We start from the raw sequence: 23,057 nt of genomic DNA, 5'->3' as shown, positions 1-23,057 counted from the left end.
TCCCTCAAATTACCTCAGCGAGTGTCGTGAGAAAGCGTTCATTTTGCTCCTTCGAGCCGACGGTGACGCGCACCCACTCCGGCAATCCATAAGGTTTCACCGGCCGCACGATCAACCCCCGCTCCTGCAGCGCACCGAAGACCCGCGCGCCATCGCCGACCTTCACGAGCAGGAAATTCCCCTGCCCCGGCACAAACTCCAAGCCGAGCTTCTCAAACCCTTCGCCGAGTTGCTTCAAACCCACGCGATTCGCCGCACGACACTTCGCGACAAACTCCCCGTCGTCCAACGCCGCAACCGCTGCCGCCGAGGCGATGCCGTTCACATTAAACGGCTGCCTCGCCCGCTGAATCAACGCGATCAGCTCCTTCGCCGCATAACCATAGCCCACCCGCATCGCCGCCAAGCCATAGATCTTCGAAAACGTGCGCAAGCAGATCAGCTTCGCCCCCTCAGCCACCAACGGGCGCAGATCCGGCGGCGTCTCCAGAAACTCCGCATAAGCCTCGTCAAACACCAGCACCACGTGCGGAGGCAGCGCACGCACAAATTTCTCAATCTCCTCCGCCGTATTCGTTGCCCCTACCGGATTTGCCGGGCTGGCCAAAAACACCAGTTTTGTCCGCGGCGTGATGGCCGCCAACAGAGATTCCAAGTCTTGGCGCATGTTCACCAGCGGCACTTCCACCGGTTTTGCGCCGAACATCAGCGTCACCAACTTATACACCACGAACGACGACTGATGCATCACGCACTCATCACCGGGCGACAAAAACACATGTCCCAGCAGTTCGATGATTTCGTTCGACCCATCACCGATTACAAATTGGTCCATTCCTAACCCCAGCTTTGCCGACAATTTTTGCCGCAAGGCATAATACCCGCCGTCCGGATAAAGATGCGCCTCCTTCAACGCCTTTTCCGCGGCCGCCATGGCTTTGGGCGAGGGGCCAAAGGGATTTTCGTTCGACGCCAACTTGACGATTCCCGCGGGATCCAACCCCAACTCACGCGCCACCTGCTCGATCGGCTTGCCCGGTTCATAGACCGGTTGCGTGAGAATCCCCTTATTCGCCAGCTCGGTAAAAGTCATGCCCCACCCCACCGGTTCACCTGACCCGACTCAAATCAAAACCTGCCGGCGTTTCTGCATCTTCTCCCAATCGACGCTCAACTTTTGATCCGACTATCCACGTGCACCCAAAGCATCCCCGCCGCCTCCGCCGCTTGAATGCCCGGCTGAGCATCCTCGAACACCAAACAACGCTCCGGCGGCACGCCCATTTTCTCCGCCGCGAGTAAAAACATATCCGGCGCCGGCTTGCCGTGCACCACATCTTCCGGCGTTACCACCACCGGAAACAACGGCGCGAGTCCCATCAACTCCAGCGTCGTCCGCACGATGTCGCGCGGCCCGCCTGAAGCCACGCTCACCGGCTTGCCCTGCTTAACCGCATCACGCGCGAATTGGACGACCGCCTCGATCAATTTCATTTCGGATTTCAGCTCGAGGAACAGCGCTTCTTTTTGGTGAAACACTTTTTCCACATCGACCTCGAGGCCGTAGTGTTTTCCGAAAACCGCTGCCACTTTCACGGTCGGCATGCCGCCCAACGAATAAAACAGATCCTCACTCAATTCCTCTCTTAAACCGGCGAGCTGCATCGCACGATTCCACGCTCGGTAATGCAACGGCATCGTGTCGACGAGCGTGCCATCGAGATCGAAGATGTAGCCGCCGAAATCGCCTGCAGGAATTTTAAGTTTCATCGAGAAGGCTCAACGAATCGCGCGCACCACCCCGCGCAACGCCAAACTCCACCCATCTCAGCAAACTACGCCCAATCCGTTTGTCATATATTATATGACAAACGGATTGGGCCGCGCTCGCGATTGACAGACGCGCAGCGTCTCGCGTGATTATCTAATTATTATGAATAAGCTCCTCGGCAAACGCGCCCTCGTCACCGCCGGCGCTCAAGGCATCGGTCTCGCCATCAGCCGTCAGCTGCTCGCAGCGGGCTGCGACGTCTTCGTTCACTATCGCAGCAGCGCCGAGGGCGCTCGTTCGCTCGAACCCGTCGCCGCGCAACTCGGCCGTCGTTACGCGCACGCCTCCGGCGATCTTACGTCCACCGAAGGCTGCGATCAACTCGTCGCGACCGCCACCGCGTTCCTCGGCGGCCTCGATGTGCTTATCAATAACGCCGGCTCGCTCGTCGCGCGCAAATCCCTCGCCGAAGCCGATGACGATTTCTGGGCCGAAGTCATGTCTCTCAACCTCGGCAGCACGCGCCGCATTTCGAAAGCCGCCACCCCTCATTTGATCGCCGCGGCCAACACCCGCGGCGGCGCCAGCATCGTAAATCTCTCCTCGCTTGCCGGCCGCAAAGGCGGTCACGCCGGCTCGCTGGTTTATTCCACGGCCAAAGGCGCGATTCTCACGTTCACGCGCTCGCTCGCCAGCGAACTCGGCCCGCAAGGCATCCGCGTCAACGCGCTCGCACCTGGCCTGATCCTCGGCACGAGTTTTCACACCACGCACACCACGAAACAATCCGCCGACGCCACCATCGCCGGCATTCCGCTCGGTCGCGGTGGCAGCGCTGAGGATGTCGCGCGCGCTGCGGTGTTCCTCGCAAGCGAATACGACGGCTTCATCACCGGTGCCACGCTCGACATCAACGGCGGCGTTTACGGCTGCTGAGGTAGGGGCCGTTATTCTTAACGGCCCTTCGATCACAAAAAAAGGGCGGTTAAGGATAACCGCCCCTACCAGCTAAAACATCTTAGCGGCGCTTGCTCGGCCCGCCGCGCGTGAGGCGGCTCTTGGGTTTTTCCGGAGCGGCCTGCGGCATGCCGCCGCCGTCAAAGATGCCGGAGTAAGTGTAGTTAAAACCATCGACCTTCTTCCACTCGATGCTCTGGCCGATGAAACGCTCGATGCTGCGCGCGTCGCGCCAGGTTTCTTCGGTAACGAGCGTAAACGCGTCGCCGGTTTTCTCGGCGCGACCGGTGCGGCCGATGCGATGCACGTAATCTTCTGCATTTTCCGGCACGTCGAAATTAATCACGTGCGACACGTCGGCGATATCGATGCCGCGCGCGACGAGATCGGTCGCGACGAGCACTTCGTATTTGCCGGATTTAAATCCTTTCAACGCTTCCACGCGTTCGCCCTGACTGCGGTCGGCGTGCATCACGGCGCAGGTATGGCCAGCTTGCGTGAGACGGCTCGCCACGTAGTCGGCGCCGCTCTTCGTGCGCGAGAAAATGATCACGCTGTGATACTGCGTTTGCTCCAGCAAATGCGCGAGCAGTTCAAACTTCTGCGCCTGCACCACGGGATAAAACGCGTGCGTAATGGTCGATGCCGTCGAGCGTTCGCGCGCGACCGAAATCTTAAATGGATCCTTCAACGCCCACGCGGCGAGCTGTTCGATTTCCGGCGGAAGTGTCGCGGTGAAAAACAGCGTCTGACGATTTTTCGCGACTTTCGCGACGATGCGTTTCACGTCGGGCAGGAAACCCATGTCGAGCATGCGATCAACTTCGTCGAGCACGAGGACTTCGACTTGGTCGAGTTTGATTTCGCCCTGCTCCATGTAATCGAGCAAGCGTCCCGGTGTCGCCACCAGGATGTCGGTGCCGGCCGCGAGTTCGTCGCGTTGTTTACCGTAACCGACGCCGCCGTAAACCACGGTCACGCGCAGATCGGTGTATTTGGAATACGTGTTGAACGACTCTTCGACTTGCAGCGCGAGTTCACGCGTGGGTTCGAGCACGAGACAACGCAGCGCGCCATGGCGGCCAAGTCGCTGCAAAATCGGCAGCGAAAACGCCGCCGTCTTGCCCGTGCCCGTTTGCGCGGACCCGATCACATCCTTGCCCTGCAACACCACCGGGATGGCCTGCGCCTGAATCGGCGTGGGGTTTTCGTAGCCTTTTTGTTGCACTGCGTAAGCGATGCGATCGCCAAGACCGAGCGCGGAAAAAGTCGTTTCAACCTTCGGCACATCCGGGAGCGCTCGCACGGGTTTGTGCGCGCGGGGAGCCGCAGGAGCGGGCGCAGCCGCCTTCGGCGCGGGGGCGTTGCGACGTTGACCATGAGCCGGTTGCGAAGACCGGTGAGAACCAGCGCTTTGTGCGTGGCTTCCGCCGCGAGGTTCGGGGCGCGAATGGCTGGGCTTGGCTGCGGGTTTGGCAGGTTTAGGAGTCGGTTTGGCTTCGGAACGCGTGTCTGCCTTCGTAAAAGTCTGCCGGATTTTGGTGATGAGCTTGCGCAGCATGGAATAGGTAAAGAGTGGATATCATCCTGCCATGCCTGCATTGCAATCCTGCATCTCGACCCAGCCCTGCTCCGCCCTCGCTTTAAAATGTCCACGCAACTCCGCTCCGCCCACGTCACGGATGTCCCGCTGATTCTTAATTTCATCCGCGAACTCGCCGTTTACGAAAAGCTCGCCGACGAAGTCACCGCCACGGCCGCCGAACTCGAGCGCACCCTTTTCGGCGACCAACCCGCCGCCCATGTCATCATCGCCGAACACAACGGTCAGCCCGCCGGCTTCGCGCTCTATTTTTTCAACTTTTCCACGTTCCTCGCCAAACCCGGCCTCTACCTCGAAGACCTGTTCGTAAAACCGGAATTCCGCAGCCTCGGCATCGGCAAGGCGCTGCTGCTTCACCTCGCGAAAATCGCCAACGCGCGCGGTTGCGGCCGCATGGAGTGGAGCGTGCTCGACTGGAATGAGCCCGCGAAAGGCTTTTACCGTTCGCTCGGCGCGGTCGAGATGAACGACTGGCGCGTCAACCGCCTCACCGGCGCCGCGCTCGCGCGCTACGCGTGACCAACTTTAAACGCTCTCCTCACGGAACTTCCTTTAACCCGTAAAGACCAAGCGAACACTTCACATGATTACCCGTATCGCCCTCGGTTTTATTTTATCAATTGGCGCGCTCGTCGCGCAGCCCGCTTCGACGACTTTTCGTCCGCAGCTCTTGGAAAGCGTCGCCACCAGTTATTCCTACTCGTCCGACGAAAGTCTCGAACGCAACGGCCCCGCCGGCTCCGTCGCCGTTCACCGTTACGAACTCAGCCTCTCTGGTCGCGCCGCACTCAACGACACGGATCTGTTCGCCTACGGCCTCGCTTACACCACCAACAGCCTCGATCTCGCTCCCGGCACTCCGTTGCCCGACCAACTCTCCGAACTCTCGCTCAACCTCGGCTACACGCGCAAATTTTCTCAACAGTGGAGCGGCAGCGTTTTCCTGCGCCCCGGCCTCTACGGCGACCTTGAAGACATCGATGGCAAAACCTTCAACGCGCCGCTGCTCCTGACCGCCGCGTTTGCCCAAAGCCGCGAACTCCTCTGGTTTTTCGGCCTCAACCTCAACGCCTACTCAGACAATCCCGTGCTCCCGATCGTCGGAGTCCGCTGGCAATTTGCCCCCGACTGGACCTTCAACGTCGGCTTCCCGCGCACCGGCGTGTCGTATAAACTCAGCGAAACCGTCACCTTGCACGGCGGCCTCACGTTCCAAGGCGGCACGTTCCGCATCACCGAATCGCTTGGCACCCCCGCCGGCGCGACCAGCCGCCTCGCCAACACCTTCGTTGACTACCGCGAAATCCGCGTGGGCGTTGGCGCGGATATCAAACTCCACGACCGCTGGTCGCTGAACGTCGATGTCGGTTCCATGACCGACCGCAAATTCGACTACTTCGACCGCGATTACGTGCTCAACGGCGACGCCGGCTTCTACGGCGCACTCTCGCTAAAAGCGTCATTCTAAGCGGCCCGTCATTAAATGGACGCGGGGGCCATCAGCCCCGCGGGGCGCGGCGCTCGTTTTTTTCAGTCATGGATTGTTCGCCGATTGCCGCGATGAATTGTAACTAATACAGTGCCTTAAAGCGAAAACTGTGCTGGTATCAATTTCGCCACGCTGCGACTGCCGCCCGGGAACGTTTTCCGATATCTTCGACGTTCACCCAAATCCGCCGCCATGATCCAGACTCTCCCGCCCGCGAACGCTTCGAATCCGCCGATCGCGGCGGGGCTTTCCCAGCCGCTCTACGTCGAGCTGGCCGGCTCGCTGCAATCGTTGATCGAACAAGGCACGTTGCGACCCGGTCATCGCGTGCCCTCCGTGCGCCGCATGTCGCTGCAACGCGACGTTTCCATCGCGACCGTGCTCCAAGCTTACACGGTGCTTGAAAATCGCGGCTACCTCGAAGCACGTCCGCAATCGGGCTACTACGTCCGCGCGCGCGCGCCGTTCATGAGCCCAGAGCCGCGCATGGCAAAGCCGATGGCGAAACCCGCCTACGTCGGCGTGAACGACCTCACCGCCGAAATCATGGATCGCTCCATGAACTCCGATTTCATGCCGTTCGGCGCGGCGTGCCCGCACCACAGTTTATTTCCCACGAAAAAACTCGCGCGCTTGCTCGGCTCAGTGGCGCGTCGCGATCCGACGCTCATTGGCAAACACGCCGTGAACTTCGGTTTCGAGCCGCTCACGCGCGAGATTTCCCGCCGCTACTTGCAAGGTGGCGTGCCGCTCGCGCACGACGAACTCGTTGTCACCGTCGGTTGCTCGGAAGCGCTCAACCTCTGCCTGCGCGCCGTCACCAAACCCGGCGACACCATCGCGATCGAGACGCCCGCGTATTTCGGTTTCCTGGAGATCATCCAAAGCCTCAACCTGCGCGCGCTGGAAATTCCCACCTCGTCGCGCGAAGGCATTTGCCTCGAGGAGCTTCGCGACGCCATCAAGCAAAACGACGTGAAGGCACTGCTGATCATGCCGAACTTCCACAACCCGCTCGGCAGCCTCATGCCGGACGACAAAAAGAAGAAACTCTACGAACTGCTCTGCGAATTTGATCTGCCCGCGATCGAAGACGACGTTTACGCCGACACGCATTTCGGCGACGTGCGCCCAAAGCCGCTCAAGGCCTGGGATCGCGACGGCCGCGTGATGCTGTGTTCGTCGTTCGGCAAGACGCTCGCCCCGAGTTTCCGCATCGGCTGGGCCGCGCCCGGACGTTATTTCGAACGCGTGCGTCGCCTCAAGTTCACCAACACGATGGGCACGCCGGTCGTGTTGCAAAAAACCCTCGCCGAGTTTCTCCGCGACGGCGGCTACGATCATCATCTGCGCTCGTTGCACCGCACATATCAGCAGCAACTGCACCTTACGGCGCAGACGATGCTTAAGTGTTTCCCGGAAGGCACGCGTTACAGTCGCCCCCAAGGCGGCAACTTCATCTGGGTCGAGTTACCGCCCAAAGTGGACACGCTTAAACTTCACAACGACGCGCTGAAATTCCGCATTAACACTGCGCCCGGCGTTTTGTTCTCGGTGAAAAATCGCTACAACAACTGCATGCGCATGAGTTGCGGCGTGCCGTGGTCCGACGAAGTCGAGCAAGCGATCCACAAACTCGGTGAATTGATCAAGAAGCAGCTGTGAGTGTTTTGCGCGGGGACTTGATCCGTTTATATCCGTGGTCAAAAAACCGTTCCTTACCAGCCATCACACACTTCACGCATGAAACGCCACGTCGCCATTCTCGTTTTCCCTGAAGTCGAAATCCTCGACTTCGCGGGGCCGTTTGAAGTGTTCGCCGTGACCAATGAGCTGACAGGCTTCGAAACCTTTCACACGTTCACCGTCGCAGAAAATCCCGGCAGCACGCGCGCCCGCAACGGATTAAAAATCGTTCCTGATCACACGCTCGAAACTGCCCCGCAACCGCACGTCCTCGTCGTGCCCGGCGGATTCGGCACGCGCGCCTTGTTGAAAAAACCGGGCGTGCTCGAATGGATTCGCCAACGCGCACGCAAAGCCGAACACGTCGTCTCCGTGTGCACGGGTGCGCTCGTGCTGGGACAAGCGGGCTTGCTCAACGGTCTGCGCGCGACGACGCATTTCGAAAATTTTGCCGAACTCGCCGCGGTCGCGCCGACCACCGACATCGATCACACCGCGCGCTTCACCGACAACGGCCACGTGCTCACCTCCGCGGGAATTTCCGCCGGCATCGACGTCTCGCTGCACCTCGTCGCGAAACTCCTCGGCGCAGACGCCGCCGCGCAAACCGCCCGCTACATGGAATATCCTTGGCGCAACGACGGCGGCCTCACGCGTTAAAAAATCTTTTCTCTTTCTCATAATCTTTCTCCGCTCCCGCTTCCCTCTCCTCTCCGTGTCTTCTTCCGCTCCACCTTCCTCCGCCGTCTCAAAGGCTCCCTCGCGCGCCGCCATCATCGCCGGTTTCGCCGCGATCTATTTAATCTGGGGCTCCACTTATCTCGGCATTCGCGTCGCCGTGGAAACGATTCCGCCGTTCCTGATGATCGGCACGCGTTACTTTGTCGCCGGGTTGATCATCACGGCGATCATCGCGGTTCAGCGCGGGTTTCGCGCGAAGGCCCACCAGTGGCGCGACAACGCCATCATCGGCGGCTTCCTCTGTCTCGGCGGCACCGGCTTGGTATCGTGGTCGGAACAAAAAATTCCATCCGGCATCACGACGCTCATCGTTTCGATCAGCCCGCTGTTCATCGTGCTCATGGACTGGGCGGTGTTTAATTTTTTCCGCGACGGCAAGCGCGGCTCGAAACCCAATGCCTTCACCTTCGTTGGCCTCGCGCTGGGCTTTGTCGGTCTCGTGCTCTTGGTCGGCCCCGACGTCATGAAAACCGGCGCCGGTCACCTCGATCCGCTCAGCGTGCTCGGATTAATTGGCGCGACTTTGTTCTGGGGCATCGGCTCGCTCGCCACGCGCTACGCGCACGAGCCGGCCGATCCCTACACCGCGTCCGCGATCCAGATGCTCTGCGGAAGTGTGTGGATCATGATCGTCAGTTTCTTAAACGGCGAAGTGTCCACGTTTCAACTTTCCGCGGTTAGCGCCGTGTCGGCGTGGTCATGGGTTTACCTCGTGGTGTTTGGTTCGCTCATCGGCTTCACGACTTTCGTGTGGCTCATGCAACACTGCACCCCCGCGCGGGTTTCGACTTACGCCTACGTGAATCCGATCGTCGCCGTCTTTCTCGGTTGGTGGATTCTCCAAGAACCCGTCAGCCCGCGCATTTTCGTCGCCGCAGCGATCATCATTGCCGGCGTCGCGATCATTACCATCGCCAAGAGCAAAAAGAAGACGTCGCCCATTCCCGAAGTCGCACCGACCCCACAGGCGGCTTCGCGCACCTAGGTCGAGTCCTTAAAATTACTTTGAGGGAATCCGCGTTCTGGTGCGTATTACTGGCATGAACTCTTTCCGCTCATTCTCCCGCGCCGCGCTCGCCAGTCTCGGTTTATTCATCGCCGTTACGTTCGCCCACGCCGAAACGGCCAAACCCGCCCCGGCGGCAACCGCTGAGCAAGTCGCTGCTTACCCGCTGAACATCTGCGTCGTGTCCGAGGAAAAACTTGGCGAAATGGGCAAGCCGATCGACTACGTCTATCAAAAAGAAGGTCAGCCCGACCGCCTCGTGCGCCTCTGCTGCAAAGGCTGCGTAAAAGATTTCAAGAAAGACCCCGAAAAATACCTGAAGCAGATCGACGACGCGGCCGCCGCCAAGACGAAGCAGTCGTAACGCGATGCGCGCGCTGATTCTCAGCACCGGCGCGGCCTCCGCTTTGGCGCTGCTCGCGGGTTGCTCGACGCCTGCTCCCCAAGCCGCGTTGCCCGAAACGCAGCAACAACTCACCGCACGCGGCGGCGGAAAAATTTCCTGGCCGCTCACCGACGACGATCGTGCGAAAGTGAATACCGAAGTGCAGACGTTGCTCGCCGCCGAGTTGACGGTCGATTCGTCCGTGCAAATTGCGCTGCTCAACAACCGCAAGCTGCGCGCCACCTTCGAGGAACTCGGTCTCTCACAAGCCGCCCTCACCGCGGCCAGTCGTCCGGCCAACCCTTCGTTCTCCGCCAGCGTGATGTGGCCGCACGACGCCCCGCGCGGGCCCAACGTGAGCTTCGGCCTGAGCGCGACCTTGATGGACACACTTCTGCTGCCGCTGCGTAAACGTCTCGCCGCCGATGAACTCGTGCAAACGCAGCGGCGCCTCGTTGCTGAAGTGCTCGACCTCACCGCAGAAGTAAAATCCGCCGCCTACACTGTAATGAGCGACGGTGAAATGCTGCGACGCCTGGGCGTTATTTTTGAAGTCAACGCAGCCGCGCTCGATCTTTCGCAACGCCAGCACAATGCCGGCAACATTTCCGATCTCGCGCTCGCCACGATGCAGTCCTCCGCGCAGCAGACGCGCGTTGAAATCCTCCGCGCCGAAGCCGCCGCCGCCGCCAATCGGGAAAAACTGAGCCGCCTGCTCGGCCTGTCGTCGGCGCAAGCCAGCTGGAAATTCGCCGCCCCGCTCCCCGTGTTGCCCGCGCGCGAAAAGCTGCCTGAAAACCTCGTCGAACTCGGCCAGCAACAACGCCTCGATCTCGCCGCCGCGCGCGCCGAGGCCGAACTCGCCGAACGCTCGCTCACTCTTTATCGCCGTGGCCGCATCGCCCCCGGGCTGAACATCGGCGTGGAAACCGAGCGCGAATCCGACGGCGGCCGCAAAACCGGCCCGAATGTGGAAGTGGAACTGCCGCTCTTCGATCAGGGCCAGATCGAAACCCAGCGCCTGCAAGCGAAGCTGCGTCAATCGCGCGATCTCGCTGACGCGCTCGCCGCAGAAATCGGTTCCGAAATTCGCGCCGCGCACGCGAGCCTCCTCGCCACGCACGAAGCCGCGAGTTTCTACGAGCAAACGTTGCTGCCCCAACAACGCCGCGTGTTGCGCGAAGAATTACTTCACTACAACGCCATGCAGCACAGCGTGCACGAATTGCTCGCGGCGAAAGAGCGCCAGCAACGCACCGAGCAGGACGCCGTGGAAGCCCTGCGCGACTACTGGCTCGCCCGCGTCGAACTCGAACACGCCTTGGGCACCCAACTACCATGAACGTGCGCATTTCGTTTCATCAGGGAGGGCGCGATCTCCGGGCGGGCCGCAGGCGTTCAGCACTCATTTGTTCGAAGGTAGGGGCGATTATCCCTAGCCGCCCTTCTCAGCTCGCGCGTTCCCGAGGCCGTTAAGAATAACGACCCCCTACCTCGAAAACCCTCCACCATGCCCGATCAGAAATTCACCCGCCGTCACTTCCTCGGCCTGGCCGGCAGCGCGGCCATCGCGGTGCCCGTCGCGCAGCTCATCGCGGAAGAAAAACAAAGCAAACTTCAGCCCGTCAGCACCGGTGAAACGAAACCGTTTCCTCCTCCGGCCAACTCGACTGGCGCGAACGCTTATCGACCAGTCATCACGCCGAACAGCGCGACCCTGCCTTGGAAAATTATCGAGGGCGTAAAAGTGTTTCACCTCATCGCTGAACCGGTCGTCCACGAATTCGCGCCGGGCCTCGTGGCGAACTGCTGGGGCTACAACGGCCGCGTGCACGGGCCGACGCTCGAAGCGGTCGAAGGCGACCGCGTGCGCATCTACGTGACCAATCGCCTCGACGCGCCGACGACGGTGCACTGGCACGGGATCCTGTTGCCGAGCGGCATGGACGGCGTCGGTGGGGTTTCGCAGAAGCCGATCAATCCTGGCGAGACCTACAAATACGAATTCACACTGAAGCAGCACGGCACCTACATGTATCACTCGCATCACGATGAGATGACGCAGATGCAGCTCGGCATGATGGGCATGTTTATCATTCACCCGAAAAATCCAAAAGGCCCGCTGCCCGACCGTGACTACGCGATGATGTTGAGTGAGTGGCGCATCGATGTGGGTGCGGCGCGACCCGATCCGAATGAGATGACGGACTTCAACGTCTTCACGATGAACGGCCGCAGTTTTCCCGGGACCGCGCCATTGCTCGCGAAAACCGGTGAACGCGTGCGCATCCGCATCGGCAATCTCAGCACGATGAGCCACCACGCGATTCATCTGCACGGTTACTATTTCAAAGTCGTCGCGACTGACGGCGGTGAAATTCCCGAAGCCGGTCAGTGGCCGGAGACGACCGTGCACATGCCGACCGGCAGCACGCGCACGGTGGAATTCATCGCCGACGCGCCCGGCGATTGGGTGATGCATTGCCACATGCTGCACCACGTCATGACGCAGATGGGCCACGACCTCGGCAACCTCATCGGCATCGACACCGAAGGCCTCGACCAGAAAATCCGCAAACTCATCCCCGGCTACATGACCATGGGCCAGACTGGGATGGGCGACATGGCCGAGATGGGCATGGCGAACCCTCCCAACTCGCTCCCAATGGTCGGCGGCCCTGGCCAACACGGCTACATCACGATGGGCGGCATGTTTAACTTATTAAAAGTCCGCGACGAGCTTCCCGCCGATGGCGCCGATCCCGGTTGGTATCAATCGCCCGAAGGCACGCTCGCGCTCCCCGCAGCGGAAGCCGACATGCGCCGCGATGGCATCGCGTTTGTCGCCGCCGTGGCGAAGTTGGACGCACGCACCGGCAAGCTCGCCGAAGCTTGTGATCCGACAAATCCCGTAATCCCCGCCGACAAACCCAAGCCCACCGCCCGCGTTCGCAGCGCCCATTCACGAGGCGCGGCGACTTAAGGCGCAGCAGTCCGGATTCGCTATTACGTGCCAGCGTCACGCACGGATGCTGCGCGGTAGTTTTATTCGGGCCACTGGCGTTTTCCTGAAACCGGAGTAGCTTTCGGGAGTCTTAACCTTCTATGAAAACCCGCATCTTTCTCAGCACGCTCGCGCTCGTCAGCGCGGCGTTTATCATCGGTTGTCAATCGGTCGACGACCGCATTAAGAAAAATCCCGCGGCCTTCGCGCAGCTCGATGCCGCCACCCAGGATAAAGTTAAACAAGGAGTCATCGACATCGGCATGAACGAAGACGCCGTTTACCTCGCCCTCGGCGCCCCCGATCAAAAACGCGAAACCGCAAACGCCAATGGCCGCACCACCACGTGGATTTACAACACGTATTACGATCGCTACGACGGCACGCGATTCGCCGGCTACAATCGCAACCTCTACTACGATCCCTACCTGAAAACTTACCGCGTGTATTACCAACCGGTTTACGCCGACACGTATCGCACGGAGAAAGAGGAACGCATCCGCGTCATCTTCAAGGGTGGCAAAGTCAGCACGCTTGAGCAGACCAAAGATTCCTGATCCAATCTTTGTGAATTAAACGCTTTCAAAGGCGGCGCTATTCGCGCCGCCTTTTTTGTGAATGGACGCAAAATTGGTCCGCGTGCCGGCCACGTTGCGCGCAAGCGCGCAACCTACACCAACGAATCAACCACCTGCCCGGCCAATGACACCGCCTCCACTAGACATTTGCCAACACCGCGCGCAACTTCGGCGCAATGCTGCGCGCTAGACTCGTGTTCGCATAACCGACCCACGCCACCGGCGATGTCGTGTCGAGCGGCACCCGCAGCGGTTTTCCGTCGAGTGCGGTGATCACGCAACCCAGTTCCTGCGCGATCAGCGCTACGCAAATATCATACGGATGACACGTCAGTGCCGCGGGCAGACCCAACTTCCCAAACGCCCACGGTCGCACGTCCGCGATGAAACGATCATGCCCCACCAGTAATTCGTAGAGCTGTCCGCCTGTGCTCGGATACTGGTCGTCAAACACCGCTTCGCCGGCGTCGAGCGCCACGAGCAATTTTGCTTCGACCTCCGCCATCAATAATTTCGCGGGCGGAAAAAATTTAGCGAATGACGCAAACCCGTGCTTCAGATCCTTCGCCTGCGACGGTCGCGGTAAGAATTTCGACCGCTTCCCCGTGCGCAAATCCAGTCGCTCCGCATGCACGCCGCGACCGCGCACCGCGCTGAGTTGATCCGCCACTGCACCTTTGCTCGTCGGCAGTTCCGTCATCGCGGCGACCACGATGTCATTGAGATTCGTTTTTCGCCCACGCTGCGGCGCGAGCCCGGCGAGGCACCACGCGCTACGCTTGTCATACATGATGCAACGCGTGCCATCGATTGGATCGATGATGCATTTCCACACCGTGGCCTTCACCGGCGTGCCAGGCGGAAACGTCACGTCGCCGTGTTCTTCGAGTCCTTCCATCACGAGCTGCACCGGCCAGCGCTTCGGCCAGTTTTTTTCAAACCACGCCAGCACTGCCTCCTCGCTGATCTTGTCGATCGCGTAAATCGTGTCGGCCGCCGTCACGGCCGCAACGCGCGTCAATCGGGCCGTTCCGTGTGAACGCGCGGCAATGACTGCATCGCGAATCGTATCCTGTAACCGGCACAGCAGCCGACGCGCCTGTTCAATTTCAGCGGAAGTCACGTCCGGGAGTTTTTCCTCCCGCCCCACCAAAGCCAGCCCGAAACCTTCCGACACCAAAATTCAGCCCCGGACCATTTGTCATATAATATATGACAAACGGATTGAGCGCTCAAAGCAGTTTCACCGCCGCGATTACGAGGCGCTCGAAATCCGCTGCGCCCTTCGACGCATTTTCCAAGGTGTGCGCGTGCGAGAGTTTTTCGTCGGAGAGGCCGGCGCCCATGTTAGTGATGCACGACACGCCGACTACTTTCATGCCGCAGTGACGCGCGATTAAACACTCCGGCACGCTCGACATGCCAACCGCGTCGCCGCCCCAGCCTTGCACCATGCGGATCTCCGCCGGCGTCTCGAACGACGGCCCACGAAACGCCACATACACACCGGAATGCAGTGAGATATTTTCCTGCTTCGCGGCTTCGCGGATTTTTTCGGAGCCGTCCCTGTCCCACGCGTCCGTGACCGGCACGAAACGCGGCCCAAAGCTCTCGTCGTTCGGGCCAACGAGCGGATTAAGTCCGAGAAAATTGATGTGATCCGTGATGAGCATCAACCCGCTCACCACGATGTTCGCCCGCAGGCTGCCCGCGGCGTTGGAGAGAAAAAGCGTTTCAACTCCCGCGCTCTTCAAGGCGCGAATCATCGTCTTCAGCGGATAAGCGTCATGCGTCTCGTAGAAATGCTTCCGCCCGTTCAGCACCACGACCGGCACGCCGCCAAGTTTGCCAAGGATCAAATTGCCCGCGTGACCGCTCACCGTAAGCACCGGAAACCCGGGCAACTCCGCGTAAGGAATCGTGACCGCGTCCTCGACTTGTTTCGCGAGCCCGCCGAGCCCGGAACCCAGGATGATCGCAATCTTTGGCTTTAGCCCCGCAGACGCAGCGACGATTTTTTCAGCGGACTGGCGGACATTTTCAACATGGGTCTGCGATTCGTTCATGCGTCGAACCTACGCGAAACCTCGCGTCTGCAAAGCCCTCATTTGCTGCCCGCGTGCCGCTGGCTTCAGCCGCAGTTCACGGAGCGATGCCGACGCCACGTCGCAAATCCCAGCGCACACATCCCCGCAATCGCCGCATAGGTCGAAGGCTCGGGCACCGCCGACAGGGGCGTGTAGCTGATGGTCAGAGTGTCGATGGTGATCGTCGCTTCATTCACCGGGGAAAAATTATTGAAATCAACAATCCGCGCATTGTCGGTGCTCACCTGCGCGTAGGTGCCGACGTAGTTTTGGAAGAAAAAAGTCGGATCGGGCAGCGTGCCGGCTGAAGTGTCCCAGACCAAGCCTGCAAAACTGGCGCTGATCGTAATCCGCTCCAAATCGTATCCGTTAACCGAGAGTCCCATTCCCTCCGGGTTGTTCGCGCCTACATTCAGAAATAGTCGCGAGCTGTCGGCGAAATTTTCCACCGTAATTTCTCCCAAGGGATCGGCAGCGCGCGCGAAGGTGCCATTGATGCCCGTGCCGCCCACGCTGGAAAAAAGCTGCGGGTGCGCCGTGTTGGATTCACCCCAACTGAAAATGCTGCCGCCATCTCCCCTGGGCGGAGTCGGCGCAAAATCATTAAGAGTGAAGCTGATCGTCACGGCGTGCCCGACGCTGTAACCGAGCGCCGTGGGATCCGCGTCAGTATTGATCGTGCCACGGAGCGTGAAAACGATTTGAGCGGCCGCGATCGTCGGAAAGGCGACGGCAAAAGCCGCAGTGATTAAAAGCCATGAGCGAAAGCGCGAACGAGTTTGGATATGCATGGGAGGAATGGTGGGAGCTTTAAAATATCATTTCCGCCGGCTTCCCCCAATACGCCCTTTGGCGAAGGCGAAGGGAAACCGAGAGCGCTTTTATCACGGATTAAAAGTTCAACGACGCGCTGACGTGCGCGCGGGAGTTCTCGCCGCCGCCGAGGTCCTTCAGCTGCCAGCCGTAGGCCGCGCGCACCGTGAAATATTTCCGCCATTGGTAATTCACGCCGACGCCCGCACCCGCGAGCTGCGTGTCCTCGCCACCGAGGCCGAGCGTGTAGAGTGTCGCGGCATCGAAGAAGGCGAACGGATCGAGGTGGTCGCCGGTTTTGCTCGGGGAAAAGGCCGGGAAATGCAGTTCGTTTAAACACACCACGCCGCCGTCGCCGAACGCGGAGCTTTCGCGATAACCGCGCACGGCGGACGAGCCGCCGCCGTTGAGTTGCTCGCTGCCGAGGAGTTCGCCGCTGCCGGCTTGCGCGCCAAGCGTGCTGCTTAGGGAAAAACCGTGCGGCAACGCGCGCGAATAATTCAGGTCAATCCGGCCGTAAAAATAATCCGCCGTCGCGCCCGCGCGCGAGACATCGAAAAACTCATCCTCGTTGTGAGACGACAAGCCACCCGGGCTGGCGTAGAGTGACACCGACGCGCCCAAGGATTGTTTCTGCGTGCGCTTCGACAGCGCATACGTCGCGCCGAATTGTGCGATGTGCGTCACGTTGTTCGTGATCGGAATCGCCGCGAACTCCAGGTTGTTGTCCGAGTATTTGAAATCCGGGCCGAACGACAGCGTCTGTGCCCAACCGTTTTTTAGTTTCGGCAGCGTCCAGCCGTAGCGCGTGCCGACCTGCCAGGAATGGCCGACCTGCGTCAGTGGCGCGGGCAGTTCCGATTCGATGCGCGAATATGCGCCGAATGTCGCGAGCGTATGTTTCCACGGCAGCACCGTGTTGTAATTCGCCGAGTGACTCAGCGAGTGCGCGAACGCGGGATCGGCGGTAAAGCGATACGACATTACATCGCCACGTCCAAAGGCGTTGCCCCACGTCACGCCGGCAGAAATGCGATCCTCACCCGTGACCGCGGTGCCGGTATTGTCGTAACCAAAATTGAATTTCCACGGGCGCTCCTCGTTCACGCGCAAGGTGAGACGGGTCGTGCCGGGCGCATGTCCCGCCGAAGCGCTCAGCACCGCGCGACGAAAGGGATTCTGGTTCAACGCTTCGACGGCGGTGCTCAATTTCATCGCGTCGATTTCTTCCCCCGCGGGAAGCGCCAGCGCATGTTCGTAATGGGCTTTGGGAAAATACCGCGCGCCTTCCACGCCCACGTTCCCCTCCAGCTTGGCGCGATGAATCACGGCCCGCACCACGCTGTCGGTCAGGTCCTGCGCGGGCACGTAAGCGATCACAAAGGCGTGGCCTTGCATCTGCGCGAGAAACCGCGCGACGAGGGCGATTCTCCCCAACGAAGGGAGCGACGCGGGCCGCCCCAGAAAGGGCGCAACGGCCGTCGCGACGTCGGCGTCCGCCAACAGCGGAGCGCCGGTCACCTCCACGCCGGCGAAACCAGCCGGCACAGGCTTGGTCGTTTCGAGCGGATCAGAAACAAAAATCACGCCGCGCAACGCCGCGAGGAGTTGCACTTCGTGAGGTTGGGCCGGCAGCACCAGAGCGGGATCGAGCACGCCCGAGAGTTTGGCCGCGGGACTTTCCGGCAGCTTCACCTGTGGCGGCAAGGGCGGCGGCATCACGCGGGCGAGATCCTGGGCGCACAGCCCCGTCGTCACGGCGAGAAACGCCAGGGATAAGTGGAAATTTTTCATGGGCGATTGGGTTTAGCCTCCGAATGCGGTGCCAAAAACCTGCAGGAAACTCGTCATCACTTCCGCGCGGTCGCGGTCGCTTTGCGGCACCGTTAACTCGAATCCGCGATCCATGCCGTAAGGCCGGGCTTCGTTCGCGCGGGCCAGCACTTCCTCGTAGGCGGCGCGGTTCTTGTCACTCGTTTCGATGGCATTCACCATAATCACGGTGATCGCCACCACGGCGCCGATGGCGATGCCCGGGCCGATGGCACTCACAGCCATCAAACTGGTGGAATAGGGAAAAAGTGCGGTGACCAAAGAACCCGACATCAACAACGCGCCGCTCACTGCGCCTCCGGCCACCACACCGCCGGCGACGCCACCCAGAATTGCGCCGAGCGCTTCTTGTTGCGCCCCCGAAACCACGTCGGGCACGAGGTGCTCGTTATAAAGTGCATAAAGACCGGAGGAACTCTTGCTCGCATCCAAGACTTCCCACTCCGAGTAAGCCTGTCGGGCTTTGTCCGCAATTGCGACGCGCTGCTCCGCCGCCGCATCGGACATGAAATGGACGAGTCGCTTCTCGGCGTTGCTCGCAGCTCCATTGGTCACCAAGTCCATAGCGTAGGAGCCGAAGATCGGCATGAGCATCATCTGCACGTTCGGATCGCTTTTCATGCGGGCGGCCAAGTCGGCGGGCGTAAGTTTTCCGCTGATGAAGTCCTCGACAATCTGCCGTTGCTCCGCGCTGTAATCGTTCGTGTAGGCGGTCGATTCGCGGAAGGCGGTCATCACCCCTTGCAGGCGGGCCGTGTTCCCCGTGATGATGTCAGCGAAATCGGTGGGCCCGAGCGGCGTGTTGTATTCGAGCGTGCTGACGCGAAAAATGGTTTTTTCTTTCGTCTCAAGGAGCGACGAATCGAGCGTGAACTCCTCGCTGAGCGTGAGGATTAACGGTGAGATCATCACCGGATCACCAATCGTCGGATCATAGAGCACGTGCGGCGAAGCCGATTCTGGCAGCGCTTTGATCGTCAAAAGACCGGGTTCAGACGTGATCGCATAGCGGCTGGTGATGTCGCTCAAGCTGGTGCCGGCCGCCGGCACGATGCGCAATGTAACCGGCACATCGGTGCCGGCCGGCAGGTGTTGCGCGCCACTGGGCACGCTGCCGACAATCCGAAATTGCGGCCCTCCGGCCACGAGGGTCGGTTGCGTGGGATCGAGCGCCGGCGGCACCACGCCCTCATACGTCGACACGATCGGCCCCGCGATATGCAGTTGTCTCCGGTCGACCCGCAACTCGCCGTTGACCGTGCTGATGGTGTAGTTCGCAGCCGTGCCGGCCGACGCAAACGTCACGGGATACGCGCCGACATCGGTCGTCGTGAGCAGCGAAAAATTATTGAGCTGAGTGCCCGTGAGCACCGCGGCGGTGTCGCTGTTGCGCAGCCCAAGGACATCGTAACCATTCGTGCTGAGACCCGTGCCGTATTGCGCATTGCCCGAGCGCGCCACCAATGTCAGCGGCGCGCGGGCCACGGTGAGCGAGCCGGGATTAAAAGTAATGTCGTAGAACTGGCTGTAGAAATTCGCGAGCGAGGCGTTCACCACCGCCGCGTTCACGGCATAAGTGCCTGCTCCGAGCGTCCGCGAATCAGTCAGGCCTGCACTCCACACTCCGGTAATCTGCGCGGTGTCGCCCGCGAGGAATCCCGTGAGGGCCGGCGTAAACGCAAACGGTGCATCGCCATAAACCCGATTGAACGTTCCGAAGGAAAATGTCGCCGGTGCCTTCGTGACGGTGAGCGAACCCGGCGTAAAGTTCAGCGAATAATTCTGCGCGGTCGCCGTGGCATTAATCGTGTAACGACCGGGAATCGAACCATTCGTCGCCGTGGTTGAGAAATTCAGCCCGCTCAACACGGAGGCCGTTTCACCATTTTTGAAACCGGTGACGCTCGCAAACGAGAAGGCCGGATTCGACTGCGTGTAAGTGCGCGTCGCGTCGGCGACGGTGGCATTGAGCGTGGCGCGATCGATGGTGAACGTGCCGTTGGTGAAACTGATGGCGTAGTTCGCGCCCGTCGCATTCGCGGGAACGATGCTGTAGGTGCCAACATTGCTCGCTTGCGTGGCACTCGTGGAAATCGTGAGACCCGTGTAAGCACTCACCGCGGTGTCGCTGTTGACGAGGCCCGTGTTGCTCACTGTCAGAGTCGGGTTCACGTCGCCGTAAGTGCGCGTGATGTCGTTGGCCCGGATCGTGAGCGCGGCAGGCGTAATGGTGAGCGCGCCGGGGACAAAGGTGACTTCGTAGTTATTGCTCGTGCCGGTTGGCGTGACGGCATACGTGCCCACGCCGGTGCCAGTCGCCGCCGTGGTCACGTTTAACGAAGTCAGCGCGTCGGCGCCGGTTTTGAGGCCTGTATAGACGACATCGTTGAGCGCCACCGTCGTGTCCTGGCCGTAAATCCGCGTGAACGTCGGCGCCGTCACCGTCAGCGGAGCCATGGTAATCGCCAGTGAACCGGCGGTGATCGCGCCGATGCTGTAGTTGCCCGTGCCTCCGCCCGTGTAGGCGGCGGAGACGGCGTAGTTGCCGACGTTACTCAGATTCGTGGCGCTCGTGCTGAAATCGAAATTGCCTGCAGCGGAAAGGCTCTCGCCGTTGCGCAGTCCGGTCGCGGTCAGTGAAAACGTTGGATTGGCATCGCCGTAAAGACGCGTGGCGGCGTTGACGGCGAAAGTCACCGGCGCGGTGTTGATCGTGAACGAGCCGTTCACGAAATTGAAATCATACGCCGACGATGCGAGCGTGCCTTGCGCGATGTTGATCGTGTAACTGCCGACGCTGCTCGTGGCCGTCGCCGTGGTGGAGAGCGTCGGCGCGCCAGTAACATTTGTCGCCACCGCGAGGCCCGGTTGTTCGCCGGAAACGGTAAACGCCCACGTCGGATCGGCGTAGCCGTAGTTGCGACTTGCGTTGTTCGCGCGATACGTGAGTTGCGGCAACGACGCGCCGCTCGCGCGATACAGAAAACGCGACAGCGTATCGCCGGAGTAATCGCCCGGCGGATTGCCCGTGTAGGTGCGGCTGAATTCTTCGATTCCAAACAACCCGCCCGTCACCGTTGCACCGGAGGTCCCGGAATAGATGAGAAAACGACCGTTGGAACCGTTCAAGCCGACGGCGTTGGCACCGGCCTCATTGACGAAATTTCCGCCGGTCGAAACAAAAATGACATCCGCCCCACTCGCGAAACTCATCGCACTGCCCGACTTCAAGGTCAGCGTGCCGGGCGTAATCGCGCGCACTTGAAACGTCTCCGCCTGCGTGAGCGCCATTTGCACATCGAGATCGCCCGCACCGTCGACGATATCGATTTCGCCCACGTGGCCGCCCGAGCCCGTGGTTTTGAGCGTGCCGATGGCGTTCGCCGCATTGGTCGCAAGCAGGTTAATAAAACGCCCGCTGAGATCCGCCTGCAGTGTGCCGACCTTCAAGACCCCACTCAGTTCAAACGAACCCCGGAACATGCCATTGTTGTTCGGCACATTTGCCGCGCTATTCACACCGACCGTGAGCGTGCCCGCCGTGATCGTCGAACCGGCGGCCTGGTTGATATTGCCGGTCGTGGAATTCGGGCCCTGCGTGACATCCATGCCCGCTTTTCCCGCGTAGAGCGACACGACGCTGCCCGCGCCGCCAGTGAGGCTGGCGTTCACGTTGATGTTGTTGCCGGAGTTGACGCGCAGCGTGCTCGCGGTCGCCCAAGTCACGTCGCTGGCAAATGTGACATCGCCCGCCGAAGTCGAGGTATCGAGCGTGACATTCGAAGCAGCCAGCTGGTTTTGCAGCGTGGTGATGCTCATGAACGAAGCCGCTGTGCCGGGATCAACGTTCGCCACATGCAACGCATCGGGGTCGAGCAACAGCGTGCCGTTGCGCCCGAGTTCGATCACATCCGCCGGGCGAAAATCGAGCGTCCGTTTACCGGAGATTTCCGCGAAGCCTCCGCCCGCGCCACTCGCCGAAGCGTGTCCGAGAAAGGCCGTGTGATTATCCGCCCACACGATGACCCGCCCGGCCGCGGCGCCCGCGGCGGCGGCACTGGCATCGAGTCGCGCTTCCGTTCCCACGTAAGTATTGGCGGCATTGGCCACGCTCGCGTTCGCGCCGCGAAAATCGCCGCCCACCAGGATCTCGCCGCCCGAGCCGTCGGCGTTGCGGGCCGAGGCCGTGCCACTAACGGAAACACTTCCGCCCTCCGCAGTGAGCACGATCCGACCGTTGCGGTTTTCGAAACCGCTCGCGCGAATCACGCCGCTTTGGTTGACCGCGAGGTCGTAAATGCTGCCGCCGGCGGCTTTGAGCTCCGCTTGCGCCGCTGCGATCACGCCGGAATTTTCCACGCCCGTGTTTGCCGCGGCAGTGGTGAGATTGGTTTTGACGACAAAGTTCGCCGCGTCCGGCGACGCGAGATAAACTTCCGTGCCCGCTGCGAGCCCGGCGGTGCCCTTCCCGGCGGAAATTTCGCCGGCGTTCTTCACGGTGTGCGCGATCAGGATCACGTTGCCTTCGCGCGCGATAATTTTTCCGAGGTTCACGACACCATTCGCGGAATCGCCCTTGAACGTGAGCGCGCCACTCTTGAGAAAATCCGCGTCCGCAACATCGAGCGTCGACGCGAGAAATGCCGCCGTGTCGATCACCGCGCCCGAGCCCACCACGACGCCATTCGGGTTAATGAGAAATAGTTTTCCGTCGGCCTGCAATTTGCCGAGCAACTGCGAAGGATCGCCGCCGGTCACGCGCGCCAACATCGCGGCATCGGCGCCAGATTGCAGCACGCGCACGAGTTCGTTCGCGCCAATATTGAAGCCCTGCCAGTTGACGATCGCGGCCTGCGAACCTTGCGCGATGTTCAGCGTGTTGCCGGCTTGCGAAATATCGACGCTGCCCGCGACCACCTGCGCGCCACGCGGCAGCGCGTAACCACTCGGCAGCACCGCGAGCGGCGCGATCATCGCCGCGACCAGCGGCAGCGATACCGGCGTAATGCAGCGGCGAAAAAATTCCACGAGCAACAAAGGACGGGCAAAGCGGCGGGGCGTTTTCACCGCCACACTTTAACAACAACTGCGACCGCCCTGAATA

General features: G+C 60.8%; 18 protein-coding genes. 10 read left to right on the top strand and 8 right to left on the bottom strand.

Going from position 1 to position 23,057, the window contains the following annotated elements; translation table 11 throughout:
* Nucleotides 1–4: 4 nt before the first annotated feature.
* Complete coding sequence (hisC, locus tag ACRRQW_RS09780) at nt 5–1,093, bottom strand: histidinol-phosphate transaminase (protein WP_438481161.1); 1,089 nt, start codon at nt 1,091–1,093, stop codon at nt 5–7.
* Between the two features lie 77 nt (nt 1,094–1,170).
* Nucleotides 1,171–1,770 (bottom strand): HAD family hydrolase, encoded by a 600-nt coding sequence (locus ACRRQW_RS09775; RefSeq protein WP_438481160.1) that lies wholly within the window; start codon nt 1,768–1,770, stop codon nt 1,171–1,173.
* A 163-nt stretch (nt 1,771–1,933) separates the two neighbouring features.
* Here ACRRQW_RS09775 and ACRRQW_RS09770 point away from each other — a divergent pair, with 163 nt between their 5' ends.
* On the top strand, nt 1,934–2,707 hold the full coding sequence (locus tag ACRRQW_RS09770; RefSeq protein ID WP_438481159.1) for an SDR family NAD(P)-dependent oxidoreductase: 774 nt from the start codon (nt 1,934–1,936) through the stop codon (nt 2,705–2,707).
* A gap of 82 nt (nt 2,708–2,789) precedes the next feature.
* Here the strand turns inward: ACRRQW_RS09770 and ACRRQW_RS09765 are convergent, their stop codons facing one another.
* The gene (locus tag ACRRQW_RS09765; RefSeq protein ID WP_438481158.1) at nt 2,790–4,289 is read right to left on the bottom strand and encodes a DEAD/DEAH box helicase; all 1,500 of its coding nucleotides are present in this window, start codon (nt 4,287–4,289) and stop codon (nt 2,790–2,792) included.
* Nucleotides 4,290–4,376: 87 nt separating this feature from the next.
* On the opposite strand from ACRRQW_RS09765, the gene ACRRQW_RS09760 reads away from it, so the two are divergent.
* The 9 genes from ACRRQW_RS09760 (at nt 4,377) to ACRRQW_RS09720 (ending at nt 13,199) form a co-directional block, all read left to right on the top strand.
* A complete protein-coding gene (locus ACRRQW_RS09760) occupies nt 4,377–4,850 on the top strand; it encodes a GNAT family N-acetyltransferase (RefSeq protein WP_438481157.1) in 474 nt (157 codons plus the stop codon).
* A 64-nt stretch (nt 4,851–4,914) separates the two neighbouring features.
* Nucleotides 4,915–5,799, top strand: a complete 885-nt coding sequence (locus ACRRQW_RS09755) for a DUF6268 family outer membrane beta-barrel protein (RefSeq protein ID WP_438481156.1) — start codon at nt 4,915–4,917, stop codon at nt 5,797–5,799.
* Between the two features lie 213 nt (nt 5,800–6,012).
* Nucleotides 6,013–7,485, top strand: a complete 1,473-nt coding sequence (locus ACRRQW_RS09750) for a PLP-dependent aminotransferase family protein (protein WP_438481155.1) — start codon at nt 6,013–6,015, stop codon at nt 7,483–7,485.
* Nucleotides 7,486–7,563: 78 nt separating this feature from the next.
* Nucleotides 7,564–8,166 carry a DJ-1/PfpI family protein gene (locus ACRRQW_RS09745; RefSeq protein ID WP_438481154.1) on the top strand — a complete coding sequence of 201 codons (603 nt, stop codon included), beginning with the start codon at nt 7,564–7,566 and terminating at the stop codon, nt 8,164–8,166.
* 55 nt (nt 8,167–8,221) lie between these two features.
* Nucleotides 8,222–9,232: an EamA family transporter gene (locus ACRRQW_RS09740; RefSeq protein WP_438481152.1), complete on the top strand. Its 1,011-nt coding sequence runs from the start codon at nt 8,222–8,224 to the stop codon at nt 9,230–9,232.
* Between the two features lie 55 nt (nt 9,233–9,287).
* Nucleotides 9,288–9,617, top strand: coding sequence for a hypothetical protein (locus ACRRQW_RS09735; protein ID WP_438481150.1), 330 nt, complete (start codon nt 9,288–9,290; stop codon nt 9,615–9,617).
* A gap of 4 nt (nt 9,618–9,621) precedes the next feature.
* Entirely contained in the window at nt 9,622–10,980 is a 1,359-nt protein-coding gene (locus ACRRQW_RS09730; RefSeq protein WP_438481149.1) for a TolC family protein, read from the top strand.
* Nucleotides 10,981–11,148: 168 nt separating this feature from the next.
* The gene (locus ACRRQW_RS09725; protein ID WP_438481148.1) at nt 11,149–12,621 is read left to right on the top strand and encodes a multicopper oxidase family protein; all 1,473 of its coding nucleotides are present in this window, start codon (nt 11,149–11,151) and stop codon (nt 12,619–12,621) included.
* A 122-nt stretch (nt 12,622–12,743) separates the two neighbouring features.
* Nucleotides 12,744–13,199 (top strand): hypothetical protein, encoded by a 456-nt coding sequence (locus ACRRQW_RS09720; protein WP_438481147.1) that lies wholly within the window; start codon nt 12,744–12,746, stop codon nt 13,197–13,199.
* 160 nt (nt 13,200–13,359) lie between these two features.
* Here ACRRQW_RS09720 and ACRRQW_RS09715 read toward each other — a convergent pair whose 3' ends face one another.
* The 5 genes from ACRRQW_RS09715 to ACRRQW_RS09695 form a co-directional block, all read right to left on the bottom strand.
* The gene (locus ACRRQW_RS09715) at nt 13,360–14,397 is read right to left on the bottom strand and encodes an inositol monophosphatase (RefSeq protein ID WP_438481146.1); all 1,038 of its coding nucleotides are present in this window, start codon (nt 14,395–14,397) and stop codon (nt 13,360–13,362) included.
* 55 nt (nt 14,398–14,452) lie between these two features.
* On the bottom strand, nt 14,453–15,286 hold the full coding sequence (locus ACRRQW_RS09710) for a purine-nucleoside phosphorylase (protein WP_438481145.1): 834 nt from the start codon (nt 15,284–15,286) through the stop codon (nt 14,453–14,455).
* 65 nt (nt 15,287–15,351) lie between these two features.
* Nucleotides 15,352–16,098, bottom strand: coding sequence for a PEP-CTERM sorting domain-containing protein (locus ACRRQW_RS09705; protein ID WP_438481144.1), 747 nt, complete (start codon nt 16,096–16,098; stop codon nt 15,352–15,354).
* 100 nt (nt 16,099–16,198) lie between these two features.
* Nucleotides 16,199–17,914 (bottom strand): ShlB/FhaC/HecB family hemolysin secretion/activation protein, encoded by a 1,716-nt coding sequence (locus ACRRQW_RS09700; RefSeq protein ID WP_438481143.1) that lies wholly within the window; start codon nt 17,912–17,914, stop codon nt 16,199–16,201.
* A gap of 12 nt (nt 17,915–17,926) precedes the next feature.
* Nucleotides 17,927–23,020: an MBG domain-containing protein gene (locus ACRRQW_RS09695; protein ID WP_438481142.1), complete on the bottom strand. Its 5,094-nt coding sequence runs from the start codon at nt 23,018–23,020 to the stop codon at nt 17,927–17,929.
* Nucleotides 23,021–23,057 lie beyond the last annotated feature (37 nt).

This window comes from Oleiharenicola lentus, assembly GCF_051660365.1.
In the GTDB taxonomy this organism is placed as follows: Bacteria; Verrucomicrobiota; Verrucomicrobiia; order Opitutales; family Opitutaceae; genus Lacunisphaera; species Lacunisphaera lenta_A.
The sequence above is the reverse complement of the archived record's forward strand: the minus strand, read 5'-3'. Positions and strand labels throughout refer to the sequence as shown.

What these genes read in the sequence shown, in the direction of transcription:
- ACRRQW_RS09760 (WP_438481157.1), top strand. Translation starts at nt 4,377, where the DNA reads ATGTCCACGCAACTCCGCTCCGCCCACGTCACGGATGTCCCGCTGATT.
- ACRRQW_RS09735 (WP_438481150.1), top strand. Translation starts at nt 9,288, where the DNA reads ATGAACTCTTTCCGCTCATTCTCCCGCGCCGCGCTCGCCAGTCTCGGT.
- ACRRQW_RS09770 (WP_438481159.1), top strand. Translation starts at nt 1,934, where the DNA reads ATGAATAAGCTCCTCGGCAAACGCGCCCTCGTCACCGCCGGCGCTCAA.
- ACRRQW_RS09750 (WP_438481155.1), top strand. Translation starts at nt 6,013, where the DNA reads ATGATCCAGACTCTCCCGCCCGCGAACGCTTCGAATCCGCCGATCGCG.
- ACRRQW_RS09720 (WP_438481147.1), top strand. Translation starts at nt 12,744, where the DNA reads ATGAAAACCCGCATCTTTCTCAGCACGCTCGCGCTCGTCAGCGCGGCG.
- ACRRQW_RS09745 (WP_438481154.1), top strand. Translation starts at nt 7,564, where the DNA reads ATGAAACGCCACGTCGCCATTCTCGTTTTCCCTGAAGTCGAAATCCTC.
- hisC (WP_438481161.1), bottom strand. Translation starts at nt 1,093, where the DNA reads ATGACTTTTACCGAGCTGGCGAATAAGGGGATTCTCACGCAACCGGTC.
- ACRRQW_RS09710 (WP_438481145.1), bottom strand. Translation starts at nt 15,286, where the DNA reads ATGAACGAATCGCAGACCCATGTTGAAAATGTCCGCCAGTCCGCTGAA.
- ACRRQW_RS09730 (WP_438481149.1), top strand. Translation starts at nt 9,622, where the DNA reads ATGCGCGCGCTGATTCTCAGCACCGGCGCGGCCTCCGCTTTGGCGCTG.
- ACRRQW_RS09765 (WP_438481158.1), bottom strand. Translation starts at nt 4,289, where the DNA reads ATGCTGCGCAAGCTCATCACCAAAATCCGGCAGACTTTTACGAAGGCA.
- ACRRQW_RS09755 (WP_438481156.1), top strand. Translation starts at nt 4,915, where the DNA reads ATGATTACCCGTATCGCCCTCGGTTTTATTTTATCAATTGGCGCGCTC.
- ACRRQW_RS09775 (WP_438481160.1), bottom strand. Translation starts at nt 1,770, where the DNA reads ATGAAACTTAAAATTCCTGCAGGCGATTTCGGCGGCTACATCTTCGAT.
- ACRRQW_RS09700 (WP_438481143.1), bottom strand. Translation starts at nt 17,914, where the DNA reads ATGAAAAATTTCCACTTATCCCTGGCGTTTCTCGCCGTGACGACGGGG.
- ACRRQW_RS09705 (WP_438481144.1), bottom strand. Translation starts at nt 16,098, where the DNA reads ATGCATATCCAAACTCGTTCGCGCTTTCGCTCATGGCTTTTAATCACT.
- ACRRQW_RS09725 (WP_438481148.1), top strand. Translation starts at nt 11,149, where the DNA reads ATGCCCGATCAGAAATTCACCCGCCGTCACTTCCTCGGCCTGGCCGGC.